A 13154-nucleotide genomic window follows, 5' to 3' on the forward strand; every position below is an offset into this window, starting at 1 on the left:
GCCATGATTCGCGCCGAACTGGCGCGACTGACCGCAACCGTGATGTCCCGGGTCGCCCTCGCCGCCCTGCTGCTCGTGCCCGTGCTCTACGGCGGCCTGTACCTGTGGGCCAACCAGGACCCGTATGCGGGTCTCGACCGCGTGCCGGTCGCCCTCGTCGTCGCCGACACGGGGACGGTCATCGACGATGTGAGCCATAACTACGGCGACGACATCGCAACGCAGCTCACCGACGCCGGAGCCTTCCAATGGCACCGTGTCTCCGCGGCCACGGCCGCGGCCGGCGTCGCCGACGCGAGCTATGACTTCAGCGTGACCATTCCGGCCGACTTCTCCGAGGGCATCGCATCCTCGGCCACGTCGACACCGCGGAAGTCGGTGATCACCCTCACCACGAACGACACGAACAGCTATCTCGCCTCGACGATCGGCGGCCAGGCCGCGACGAAGATCCGGGAGGCCATCGTCTCGAAGGTCAATGAGGAAGCGGCCGACCGGCTCCTGATCGGCTTGTCCGACGTGCGCTCGAGCCTCGTCACGGCCGCGGACGGCGCGACCAAGCTGACGGATGGCGCGACGACCGCATCCGACGGGAGCGCAAGCCTCGCAACCGGTGCCGCCCAGCTCTCGAGCGGCGTGGGCGTGCTCGCCTCCGGCCTCGGCCAGCTCGCGACCGGAACGAGCCAGCTCTCGAGCGGGGCAACGAGCCTTGCCACCGGGACTGCGACGCTCGCGACCGGCGCCAGCCAGGTGTCTGCAGGGGCGACGAAGGTCTCCGGCGGCGCTGCAGACCTCGCGGCCGGAACGAAGAAGCTTGCCGACGGGACAGTCCCGCTCTCCACAGGAGCGGCCTCCGTGTCGGCAGGGACCAAGGCGCTGCTTGAGAAGGGCGTGCCTGCCCTTTCCGCGGCTACTGGCGATGCAGTCACGACACTTAACGCGACGACGACGACAGCTCTCGAATCGAGTCTGACCGCTATCAGGACACAGCTGACGTCGGCCAATCTCAGCACCGCCGATGTTGACGCTGCGCTCCTCCAGTTGACAACCGTCACTACCGGTATGAAGACCGCCAGCGCGCAGGCAGCCGGAGTCCAGGCCGGCCTCGACGGCCTCATCACGAAGGACGGAAAGCTCACGGCCCTCAACGCGGGTGCGGGTGGCGTCGCCACCGGCGCGGCAACCGTCGCTGCCGGCGCCGCCGCCGCCGCAACCGGTGCGGCAACCCTCGCCGCCGGCGCCGCGCAGACGGCCGCCGGTGCAAGCAACGTCGCGAGCGGCGCGACCGACGCCGCTACAGGGGCCGCAACGCTTGCGGCCGGGGCCGGAACGGTCAACGACGGTGCAGCATCCGCCGCCACCGGCGCGAGTACCGCGGCGACCGGCGCCGAAAGCATTGCGACCGGCGCGACGAGCCTCAACAGCGGGCTCGTCACCCTGCAGTCCGGCGCGGGCCTACTGCGCGACGGCCTCGCGAACGGGGTGACGAGCATCCCGAATTCGGACGCCCAGACCCGCACCCTGCAGGGCTCGACGATCGCCGACCCGGTGTCGCTCACGACCGCTGCCGTCACCTCCGCCGGGACCTACGGCGCCGGCATGGCCCCGTTCTTCGCAAGCCTCGCCGGCTGGATCGGCATCTACGCGCTGTTCCTGATCGTGAAACCGGTGTCACGCCGGGCGATCACGGCCCTGCACTCCCCACTCAAGATCACCCTCGCCGGCTGGCTCACCCCCGGCCTCCTCGGCCTCGTGCAGATGGCGGCGCTGTTCGGCATCCTCGCCGGAATCCTGCACTTCGAGGTGCACAACCCGGTCGGCACCTACGGGATGATGGGGCTCGCCGCCCTCGCGTTCGCGGCGATCATCCTCGCGCTCAACGTGTGGCTCGGCAGCGTCGGCCAGTTCGTCGGCCTCGTGCTCATGGTGATCCAGCTCGTCACCGCCGGCGGGACCTTCCCGTGGCAGACCCTGCCGGCGCCGCTCGCCTGGCTGCACCACGTGGTGCCGATGAGTTACGCGGTCGACGGCATCCGCCAGTTGATGTACGGCGGCAACCCGGCCACGGCCTGGGCGGATGCCGGGGTGCTGCTCCTCTGGGTCGTCGGCGGCCTCGTGCTGGCCGCGGTCGGCGTCACCCGGATGACGCACTTCCGCACCCTGCGCGACCTGCGCCCCAGCCTGATCGGCTGATCGGCTGACCGGCCGGCTCAGTGGGTCGAGAGGGTCGACCAGCGGAGCAGCGCGGCGGCCCCGCTCCCGCCGGGCAGCTCCCCCGGCGACACCACGACCACGCGCGCGTCGGTGAGCAACGCGGCACGGACGAGCGCGTCTGCGGCAGGCACGGCTCCGAGAACGGCCGCGCCGAGGGCATCCGCTTCGGTCGACGCCACCCAGGGCTCACGGTCGAGCGCGAGCAGGGTCGCCTCGGGCAGCGCTCCCGAAGCGAGCAGCAGCACCTCGACCTGGCCCTGCTGCAGCTCACGCACGACGGCGGCGAAGTCGGCCTCGGCGAGGCCTTCGTCGCGCCCGGTGTCGAGGCGTTCGAGAGCGTCGTACTCGTCCTGGGCGAGGATCGCGGCAAGGTGCCGGTCGAGGTCGGCTTCGAGCTCAACGGTCGTTGCGCCGCCGGGGCGGGTGTTCGTCGGCACCACGGCGAGGATGTCCCTGCTCGCGGGGGCGAGCTGGGCGACCAGCAGCTGCCGCGCGCGCACGTCCCCGGTGAGCATCAGCAGCTCCGCACCGCTCGTGCGCACCATCTCGTCGATCGCGTCGGCGATCTGGCCCTCGTTGCGCTTCCAGATCTCCTCGGTGTCGCGCTGGTACCGCGAGTTGGACAGGAATCCTCCCTGCACCTTGGTGATGTACTCGGTGTCGCCCTCGATCTCCTCCTCGGCGACCGCGCCGGTGCGGCTGAGCCGGAACTGCCGGATCTCGCCGCCGTCACGCCCGACCTCGGCGATGATGTAGGTCAGGTCGCGCGGACGCTGGATGAGCAGCGGCAGCAGGCACGGCACCGGCCCGTGCGAGACGATCAGCTCGCCGAGCGGTTCACCGGGCAACAGCTCGTCGAGTTCGATGAGGCCGTCCCGCACCACGAGCAGCCGACTCACCTTGCCCGGCCTGCCGGGCGGTTCCTCGATCCGGTCGATCACGACGTCGGCGTCGGCCTCGGGGGCACCGGCATCGGCCAGTGCCTCGCGCACGGAGCGATGGCGCAGGCTCGAGGTGCGTCTCGGATCCTCACGATCCTGGGTGACGTCGACGTAAACGGTGGATGCGCTTCCGGGCCGGCGGTAAAGCTCCGCGAGGCCCTCGTTTCCAAAGTCAGCCATTGACCCGGGTCCCTTCTCGCTACCCGGGTTCCCCACATGCGGGAACCCTGTCTCGTCACGGTAGACCCGCCCCCGTGTACCCACAAGACACCCGGCATCCGCTCGCGAAAGCGGGTGAATCGTCGGTCTGGGCAGGCGGAACCGACGAATCACCCGCTTTCGCGGACGGACTTCGAGGCTAGACGGGGCTTTGCTGGTGCAGGGCCACGCACCAGCCGCCGTTCTGGAACACGTAGGTGGTCGCGGCGGACGTCTCGACGGTTTCGTCGCCGCGGTGGGTGACGAGCCGGTAGACGAGGATGCCCGCGCGATCGTTGATCCGGATCACGGCGGGGTCGTGCAGCTCGTAGCTGTCGAGCGGCGCGAGGGCCTCGAAGAACGCGGCCACCGCCTCTCTGGCGACCACGTTCCCCGGGAGCACCAACAGGGCATCGCGCGTCATTGTGCGCCAGTAGTAGTCCCCGGCGCGGCGGGCAAGGATCGCGTCCCAGCCCTCGTGCTCTTCGTGCAGCAGGCGGGCGGGCAGATCGTCAGTGATCGCAGTCATACTGCAACGCTAGCCCCTATTCGGCACGCTGGGCGCGGCGTCGGCGACTCGTGAGGACGAGCGCGGCACCGAGCAGGAGAGCGAGGAGGGCGAGGAGGGCGAGGAGCTCAACCGGAAGGTCGATTCCGGTGTGCGCGAGGGCCTTCAGAACGGTCGCGGAGTCGCTCGCCTGGGCCGCCGGGGCCGCCGGGGCGGCCGGGTCGGCGTAGAGGCTGTGCGCGGTGACCGTGTTGACCACGGTCGGGAACGCAGTGGCCAGCACGGACACCGTGATCGTGACCGTGCGGGTCGCCCCGACGGCCAGCGCGCCGGCGAAGGTGCACGTGACCAGCGCCGCGTCGGACCCTGCGGCGCAGGTCACGGCGTCGCCGTGGCCGGAGACGTAGCTGAGCCCGGCCGGGAGCACGTCGACCACGGTGAATCCACCCGGGTCTGCCGTGGCTCCGGTGTTCGTGACCGCGACGAGGTAGTCCAGGTTCGATCCGATGATGGCCTGCCCGGTGTGGTGCTTCGTCACAGCGAGACTCACCAGCGGGGCGACGACGAGCGGATCGGTCGCCGAGTTGTTTGCCGGGTCCGGGTCGGGGGTGACCGCGGTGACGGCGGCGGCGTTCGTGACCGTCGGGAACGACCGTGCGTCGACGAGGGCGTTCACGACGAGGGTCGGCGCGTCCGCGCCGGCGGCGACGGGCGTCGCGAGGGCGCACGAGACATCCGTCGAGCCGACGGGGGTCGACGCCGCAGCCGAGCACGACCACGCCGGGTCACTACCCGCGCTGTCGACCCAGGTGAGCCCGACCGGGAGGGTGTCGACCACCCGGACCCCGACGGCGCTGGACGGTCCCGCGTTGGAGACCGTGAGGGTGAAGGGGGTCGGAGCGCCGATCGCGCCTGAGCCGAAGTGGGTCTTCACGAGGGACAGGTCGGCGCTGCGGGCGAAGAGCACCCGCACGGGGCTCGGGTTGTTGACGAGCGTGGACTCCGTTGTCGGTGTCGCGGCGATCGCGGGGTTGTCGAGCGTGACGGCACCGAGAGTCGGGTCAGTGCTCACCGTGATCGAGAGCGCGGTCGCCGTGCCGCCGGCGGCGAGGCCGGTGCTCCCGTCACCGAGGGTGCAGGTGACGACCTGCGGGGCGCTGGCGGCAACGGCACTCGCGACACAGGTCCAGCCCACCGTGTTCGAACGGAACCGGAGCCCGGCCGGCAGGGTGTCGGTGATCGTGATCGGACCGATGGCGTCCGAGGTGCCGACGTTACGCAGCGCGAAGTCGAAGACGACGTCAGCGCCCGCGAGGGGGGTCGCCGTCGCGGTCGACTGGTTCAGCTCGAGGTCGGCGATCGCGACAACGGTCACGGGCACGGTGTCGGTGTCGGTGTGGGCGGATGAGCGGCTGTCGGTCCAGCCGACGGTCGCGGTGTTGACCGCGCGGGTGCCGTCAGGCACCGCTGCGGCAACGGATGCCGTGACACTGATCACGGAGTTCGTCACGCCGAGCTGGGCGCGGGTGCAGCTGAGGCTGGCCAGGACGCAGGTCCAGCCGGCACCGCTGATCGCGGTGGCGGTGAAACCGGCCGGCAGAGTGTCGGCGACCGTGAGCGCATCCGCGGTCGACGGACCGGCGTTGGTGACCGTCAGGGCGTAGCCGATGCTGCCACCGGCGGTGACGGTGCGAGCGGACGGCACGATCGTCTTGACGATCGTGACGTCGGCGTGCGTGGTCACGTCGGTCGGGTCGCTCGCGGTGTTGGGGTGCGCGTTCGGCGTTGGCTCGTCGAGAACCCCGGTCACGTCCGCGACGTTGGTGAAGCCGGCGGGCCCGGCGTTCGCCGGGATGCCGACGGTCACGGAGACGACGCCTGCCGTGGCTCCCACGGGAAGGATGCTCGTGCTCGTGCACGTCACATCCTGTCCGACGGGTGCAGCGCAGGTCCAGTCGGCGCCACCGTCCGCGCCCTGGGCGACCAGCCCTGCCGGGATGTGGTCGGTCACGACGGTGCCTGCCGGGGCGTCCGACGGACCGTAGTTGGTCACCGAGAGGGAGTACGTCAGGTCGGTGCCTGCCGTCACGGCGCCGGCGGGGTGGGTCTTGGTGATTCCCAGATCGGCCTTGCCGATCAGTCCCGTGTTGGTGTTGTCGCTCGCGTCGGGGGCGTTGTCTGCTCCTGCGGTCGCGGTGTTGACGACGGAACCGGTGAGGCCGCTCGGCACCGCGACCACGACGTCGACGGTCTGGGTGGCCCCGGCGCCGGGCTTCAGGGTGCCCGTGAGGACGCACCCGATGGTCGAGGGAGTGGTGCTGGTCTCGGTGCAGGTCCAGGCGCCGGGGGTACCGGCCGCGAGCCGCACGAAGGTCAGGCCGTTGGGCAGCGCGTCAGCGATCCGCACGTTACGGGCGTCGGCGCGGCCGGTGTTCGCGACGACGAAGCGGTAGGTCGCATCCGTTCCGGGCACGAGCTGGGCATCCTGCAGGGTCTTCGCGATCGAGAGCGTTGTTGCGCTCCCGACCGGGGTCGTCGGTGCGGAACTGTTATTGGCCGGGTTCGGGTCGGGCGTCGTCCCGGTGACGGCAACCGTGTTGGTGAGGCTGCCGGTGAAGTCGGAGTCGATCGTGGCGGTCACGGTCAGGCGCGAGGTCGCGGAGAGCGCGAGGCCGCCCGCGGAGACACAGCTCACCGGGGTCGCTGCGGTGGTGCAGGTCCAGCCGGTTCCCGTGACCGAGACGGCGGAGAGGTGCCCGGGCAGGGTGTCGGTCACGGTGATCGGTCCGACAGAGGTCGACGGACCCGCGTTGGTGACGTCGATGGTCCAGGTCGCCGTGTCGCCGGCGGCGAAGACGCCACTGGCGAGCTTCGTGATGCCGAGGTCGGCGCTCGTGGTCACCGTGTTCGTCGCGCTCGCGGTGTTGTTGCCGAGGAGCGGGTCGAAGGTGCGGGCGGAGACGGTGGCGGAGTTGACGACGGCCGTGCCGTTCGGCACACCGGATCCGGCGAGCATGGCGACCGTGATCGCCGGGAATGCGGCGTTTGCGGCGAGGGTTTCGTTCGCGTTGACACGTTCACAGCTGAAGGCGCCGGTCACGGCGTTCGGAACCGTGCAGCTCCAGCCGGTGCCGGTCGCCCCCGTGGCGGTGATGCCGGTGGGCAAGGGCTGGGTGGGGGTGTCCGTGACCGTGAAGTTGTGTCCGGCGACGGCCCCGACCGCGGTGTCCGGTCCGGTGTTGCTGACGGTGATGCTGAAGGCATCCGGCGTGCTGCGCCCGGCGACGAGGGCCGAGCCGGCCGTCTTGGCCAGGGTGACGTCGGCCGCATCGATGTGCGCGTCAGCGGTCACCGGGCTCGCCGCGTACGGGGCGGGGCCGGCGTGACCGGTCGCACCGGTGGCATCCGTCGCGGAGGCCGAGAGGGTGTTGGTGTGGCGGATGCCCGCCCCGGCTCCCGGAGTGACGGTTGCCGCAGCGGTCGGCTGCGCGCTGTAGCGGATGCTGATGACGGTTCCGGGGGCCACGGCCGTGAACGCGGGCCAGGCCAGGGTCTGCACTCCGCTCGCGGTGGTCACCGTCGGGTCGCCGAGGGGCCCGGCCGCGCCGCTCCCGATCGAGACCGTGCCTGAACCGGCGAGGTACACCCAGTTCGCGGGAAGGACATCCGTCGGGGTGACGGTCGCCGCGGTGCCCGCTCCGGTGTTCGTGAGCGTCAGCGTCCAGCCGAATGGGGTGTTCACGTATGCGGTCGCACCGTTGGTCGCGGTCTTGGCGAGGTCAATGTGCGGGAAGCGCGGGGTGACCGCCGCCGTCGCCGTCGGCGGGTTGGCCGTGTAGACCCGGCCGCCAGCCGCCAAGGAGGCGTAGCTCGTCACGCTCACGCTGTTCACGATCGCGCTGCCGGTGAGGCTCGGTGACGCGGCCAGCCTGGCGTCGAAGGTCAGGGTGACGGACGCGTTCTTGGCGATGGTCGGCATCGTCCAGGTGATGGTCGTGCCGGAGAGCACACCATTGCCGGAGATATTCGTCACGCTCGCAGGGTCGATCCCGGCGGGAAGGGTGTCGACGATGGTCACGGCGAACGCGTCGGACGTCGTTGCTGTGTTCGCGTTGGTCGCGGTGACGGTGTACGTGAAGGCCTGGCCGGGTTCCGGAGTGGCGTTGGAGACGGTCTTGGCGATTCTGAGCACCGGTTCGAGCACGGTGACGCCCGCGGATCCGGCCGGGCCGGTGCGGTCGAAGCCCGCTGCGGCATTGGCCGGATCGGACTTGGCCGTGTCGTTCCAGCGCGGAGCGGCCGTGTTGGTCAGCAACGTTCCCGCGGTGTTGGCGGGCGCCGTGGTGACGGTGCCGGTGACCGAGACGGTGACGGTGCGGTCCTCGGTCGCAGCGACGACGTCCCCGAGGAGCCACCCGATCTTCTGGCCGGACGGGGCGAGGGTGAAACCGGGGCCCTTGGGCAGCGTGGCAATGCAGTCGACGGCGGTGGCGGTGCGGCAGGTGACCGTGGCGGAGCCTGCGTTCGCGGTCACGCCGGCTGGCAGGGTGTCGATGATGGATGCGTTGTAGAAGTTGACGTTCTTGGGCAGGGTGACGGTGATCGTGTATGCGACCGCGCCGCCGACCGCAACGGCATTCGGGGTGGCCGTCTTGACCGTCGTGGCGCCTTCGACCGTGACGACGGCCGACGCGGCGGCAGAGACGACGCGCTCGACGGCGGCGTTGTTCGCTCCGTTGCTGCTCAGGGTCGAGCCTGTAACGCTCGCCGTGTTGGTGTACGTGACGAGCCCGGCGGAGTTGGGTGCGACCCGTGCCGAATAGGTGAGCACGGTGGTCGCGGGGGCCAGGAGTGCACCGGTGCCGGGGAGCACCCAGCCGAGCCTGGTGGTTCCGCTGGCGCACCCGTTGGTGCCGTCCCCGGGCACGCTCGTCGTCGTCGGCGAAGCGGCAGGGGAGAGGAAGGCCGTCAGGGTCAGTCCCGCGGGCAGGCAGTCGACGACGACGGAGTCGTAGGCTGCGGGGCGGCCGGCGGTGTTGCCGGCCGTGAGAGTGAAGGTCACGATGTCATTGCCCTGGGCGGTGGGCTTGTCGACGATCTTGGCGAGGGTCGGCAGTGGGGTCACGACCGTGATGGCCTTGGCCGCCGTGCGCGGGGTCACCGCGGTCCCGCCGAGGGTGGCGTTGCTCGCGAAGGTCGCGGTGTTGGTGAGCGTTCCGGAGGCCAGACCGACGCCGACGAGCACGCCGGGCAGCGTCACCGTGAAGACCTGGTCCACGGCGGTGGTGTTGTCGAAGGTTGCAGGGAAGGTCAGGGCGCCGTTCGTCGGGTCGAATGAGCCGCCGGCCGGCACGCTCGACACTGTCGCGACGGTTCCGACCGGAATGGTCAGTCCGGCCGGGAGCGCGTCGGAGAGCTTTCCGTTGTACACGGTCGTATGAGCAGGCACCGTGACGGAGAAGGTGTAGTCGACGAGCTCCCCCGCGACGGCCTGGTTGGCGGTGTTGCCGGTCGCCACGATCCGGGACACGCCGGTCTTGGCCACGGCGGCGTCGGCGAGGCGGATCTGCGCGGTGCTGTTGGCCGGGAGCGCATTCCCGTCGGTGTCATGGGCAGGGTTCAACGAGCCCTTCGGGAAGTAGACCGTGTCGCCGCCCGCGGTGTTCGGCGAGGTGAAGGCGACAACGGATGCCGTATTCGGGAACACCGTCGACACGCTCACGCCGGTGGGAACCGTCACCGCATAGCTGAGCCGGGTGGCTGCCGCTCCTGGGGCGAGTGGACCCGGAACGGTCCAGACGATGACGCTGCGAGAGTTCGCCGGCACAGCATTTGTGGTCGGGTAGCCGGCATCACCGGGATTCAGACAGCTGCCGGCGGGCGTGATCGACGCGACGATCCACGTGGTGCAGGTGTAGCCGGCGGGGAGGGCGTCCCAGACCTGTACGGCAGAGACCGGCACATCGGTGCCTGCGGCGGCCGTTCCGGTGTTCGCGACGTCGAGGGCGTACGTCACGACGTCGCCCTCTTTGACCTTGACGTCTGTTGCCGGCGCGGCCGGGGCTGCACCGTTGACGGCGGAGATCTTCTTGGCGAGGGAGACGGTGGGGGCAGGGGCGATCGCGTAGTCGACCTGGTCACGGAGTGCGAGCACGGCCCCTGCCGTGGATTCCTGGCGGTACTTCATCAGGTTCGCGGTGATGTCGACGACGGCGGTCGGCGACGTCGACGTGACGATGGCGCTCACGAAGAGGGTCAGGGTTGCGCCCTTGGCGACGTAGAGGTCGGTCGATCCGTTGTCCGGCGTGCCGAGGTTCCAGGCGGCGGGCAGGGTGCCTGCCGGGGTTGCCGACTCTGTGCCGGTTGCGGGGGTCACGGCGACGGTGCTTCCTGACGCGGGCGCGAAGCCGTCGAAGCTCGTTCCGACCGGGGTGAAGTCGGTGATGCGGGCGTTGCGGGTGCGGGTTGAGCTTGCGAACGCCACGGTCAGCTGGAAGCAGACCTTGTCGCCGAGGTGGTAGGTCGGCACCTGGGTGTCTGTGTAGTTGGGCGCGTTGACCGCGGCGGCGCAGTCAACGGCGGTGCCACCGGCGGCCGGGCGGGGAAGCACCTTCTTGGTGATGGTCGGGCTGGATGACGCGAGGCCGGCCGACGAGTCGTCTGTGACCGGCGTGCTGCCGAGGCCGGCGGTGACGTCGGTTGTCGTGCCGGTGATCCCGACGGTGTTGAGGAAGCTGTCTCCCGCGACGGTCGGCCCGCTTTGGCTGTCTCCGGCGTAGGTCGAAGACATCAGGGCGTCGTAGCCGATCGTGCGACTCGTGTTCACCGGGAGGCTCGTCGGGTTCGGCGTGAGCACGACCGTGAAACTGCCGTCGGCGTTGGCGACGACGCTGTTGACGGTGGCGCCCGTCACCGTGCCGCCTCCGGTGCAGCCGGCCGGCAGCTGACCGGCCCGCGGACCGGTCACCACGACGGAAGCGGGCATGATCGGGCAGAGCCCGTTGGGAACGACGTCGGTGATCGTCATCGCGGAATCGGTGGTGTACTCACTCGATCGAAGCAGCAGGGTGAAGTGCGCGATGCCGTCGGCCACGAAGTCCGAGGAGTCCACGGATTTGACGATCGACAGGTCCATGGCCTTGACGGTCACGGAGTCGCTCGAGGTTGCGGCAGCATCCGCGGGAGTGGCGACGGGGCCGGTGTATGTGCCGGTGGCGACTGCGGTGTTCGTGAGGCCCTGGCCGGCGGCGGCTGGCGCCTCCTGGCGAGTCGATGCCCCGGTGTTGTTGTCCAGGTTGGCCGCCTGCAGGCGCGCGGCGGCGTTGGGCACCTGGCCGGCGGGCCACATCGTGTTGGCCTTCAGCGGGATCGCGGCCGAATAGGTGATGGTGCGGGTGGACCCGGCCGTGAGGGTGCCGAGGTTCCAAGTGACCTTCGTGAAGACCTGGCCGAGGAAGCCTGCTCGGTCGTTGACCGTTTCGACGAGCGCGGGAGTCGCGCAGGAGGGACCGCCGGTGGAGGAGCCGAGCGGGCCGCTGCCCGGGTACTCCTCTGTGCCCGCCGCACTGTTGTCGACACTGCCGCAACCGAGGAATTCGAGGCCGGCCGGGAGGTAGTCGACGAGCACGACGCCGGTCGTGGCGGCGACCCCGGTGTTCTTGGTGGTGATTGTGTAGACGGTGGCCTGGTCCTGTGCGCCGCGCATGAGTTCATGCTCGGGGCTCGGTTCGGTCTTGGTGACCTTGAGGGCGGCGACCTTCGTGGAAACGGGAGTGACGGCATCCGTGAATGCGAAGCTGCCTGCGACGACGACGCCGGTTGTCGGCGTGAACTTGGCGAGCAGTCGAGGGTCGGTCTGGCCGTAGACGGCGGCATTGCCGGGGATGGGAGATCCGACCAGGAAGACGGAGGGGTCTGGCGTGATCCCGAAGGTGAGGCCGGTGGTGCTTCCGTGCACGAGGTCGGCGATGTTCGGCCAGATCAGCACCTGGTGGGTGACCGCCGGCGGCCCCACGACGTCGGTGATCGTCACGATCGTCGGGTCAGGGAGGGCCGGGCCGCTTGCCCCTGCCGTACTGCCGGGGACATAGCTCGCTCCGGCGGGCAGCTGGTACCGGAATGCGAGGTTGTAGTAGTCCGTTGTGCCGCCGGCAGGAGCCGTCGCGGTGAGGCTCACGGTCGCGTTTTCGCCCGCGAGGATGGTCGGCGTGCTGCTGGCCGTGAGGGTGACGATCCCGGCAGCGGTCGCCGGGGCGACAATGGCGCCGACGGTCAGGCCGACGGCGACGAGCAGGCCGGCCAGGACGCTGGCCGTGATCCGCATGTGCGCCCGGGCCGGGGCGAGGAAACCGTGGTCGAAGAGGATCTGACGCTTTTTGTGGCGCGGCACGATGGCAGGGCGGAAAAGCGGCATGACGGGTACTCCAGGGTAAGCAATGCGAGCAGCGATGTTTCGGCGTACGCGGGGCATTTCGGGTGCCCGGGTACGCAGAAGCGTCCCTGTTGAGTACGTTTCCGAGAAGCTACCGGTTGCGCATCGCGCCGGTCAATCCCTCGCACGACCCCAGTGCGCGGCGGGGCCCACCCCAGAACGGGGCGGCACCGACACCGGCTCCGGCTCCGGCTCCGTGAGCGGGCTACTTGAAGCGGTGCTGAAGCACCCAGTCGTGCATTGCGACGGCGGCGGCAGCAGAGGCGTTGATCGAGCGCGTCGATCCGAACTGGCTGATCTCGAGCACGGCATCCGCCGCGGCGATCGCCTCGTCGGAGAGGCCGGGGCCTTCCTGGCCGAACAGGAGCACGCAGCGCTCCGGGATCGCGAAGGTTTCGATCAGCACGCTGCCGGGCACGTTGTCGATCGCGATGATCGGCAGGCCCTCGTTCGCCGCCCAGAGAACGAACGTGGCAACATCCGCGTGATGCAGCACGTGCTGGTACCGGTCGGTGACCATGGCACCGCGCTTGTTCCAGCGCTTGCGCCCGATGATGTGCACGGTGTCCGCGCCGAAGGCGTTGGCGCTGCGCACGATCGAGCCGATGTTCATGTCGTGCTGCCAGTTCTCGATCGCGACGTGGAAGGGGTGGCGCTTCTCATCGAGATCGGCGACGATCGCGGTCATCGACCAGTACCGGTACCGGTCGATCACGTTGCGGGTGTCACCGTGCTCGAGGAGCTCGGGGTCGTAGAACGCCTCCTCCGGTAACTCGCCCTGCCACGGCCCGACCCCGTTCGTCGACAGCTCCACGGTCGGTGCGGCGGTCGGTACGGAAGCGGGGAGCAGCGGTTCAGTCAC

5 protein-coding genes are annotated in these 13154 nt (G+C 70.1%); 1 reads left to right on the top strand and 4 read right to left on the bottom strand.

Annotated features, from left to right (window positions below; all coding sequences use genetic code 11):
- Positions 1-3 precede the first annotated feature (3 nt).
- Entirely contained in the window at positions 4-2193 is a 2190-nt protein-coding gene (locus E3O39_RS15625) for a YhgE/Pip domain-containing protein (RefSeq protein ID WP_241985108.1), read from the top strand.
- A gap of 17 nt (positions 2194-2210) precedes the next feature.
- On the opposite strand, the gene E3O39_RS15630 is transcribed toward E3O39_RS15625, so the two are convergent.
- The 4 genes from E3O39_RS15630 to E3O39_RS15645 form a co-directional block, all read right to left on the bottom strand.
- Positions 2211-3335: a Vms1/Ankzf1 family peptidyl-tRNA hydrolase gene (locus E3O39_RS15630; protein WP_134446210.1), complete on the bottom strand. Its 1125-nt coding sequence runs from the start codon at positions 3333-3335 to the stop codon at positions 2211-2213.
- Between the two features lie 178 nt (positions 3336-3513).
- Positions 3514-3882, bottom strand: coding sequence for a DUF4440 domain-containing protein (locus tag E3O39_RS15635; protein WP_134446209.1), 369 nt, complete (start codon positions 3880-3882; stop codon positions 3514-3516).
- Between the two features lie 16 nt (positions 3883-3898).
- Positions 3899-12274 carry an S-layer family protein gene (locus tag E3O39_RS19775; RefSeq protein ID WP_166787244.1) on the bottom strand — a complete coding sequence of 2792 codons (8376 nt, stop codon included), beginning with the start codon at positions 12272-12274 and terminating at the stop codon, positions 3899-3901.
- 223 nt (positions 12275-12497) lie between these two features.
- Complete coding sequence (locus E3O39_RS15645; RefSeq protein ID WP_370294934.1) at positions 12498-13154, bottom strand: TrmH family RNA methyltransferase; 657 nt, start codon at positions 13152-13154, stop codon at positions 12498-12500.

The sequence above is a fragment of the Cryobacterium sp. MDB2-A-1 genome, from assembly GCF_004402675.1.
Taxonomy (GTDB): Bacteria; Actinomycetota; Actinomycetes; order Actinomycetales; family Microbacteriaceae; genus Cryobacterium; species Cryobacterium glucosi.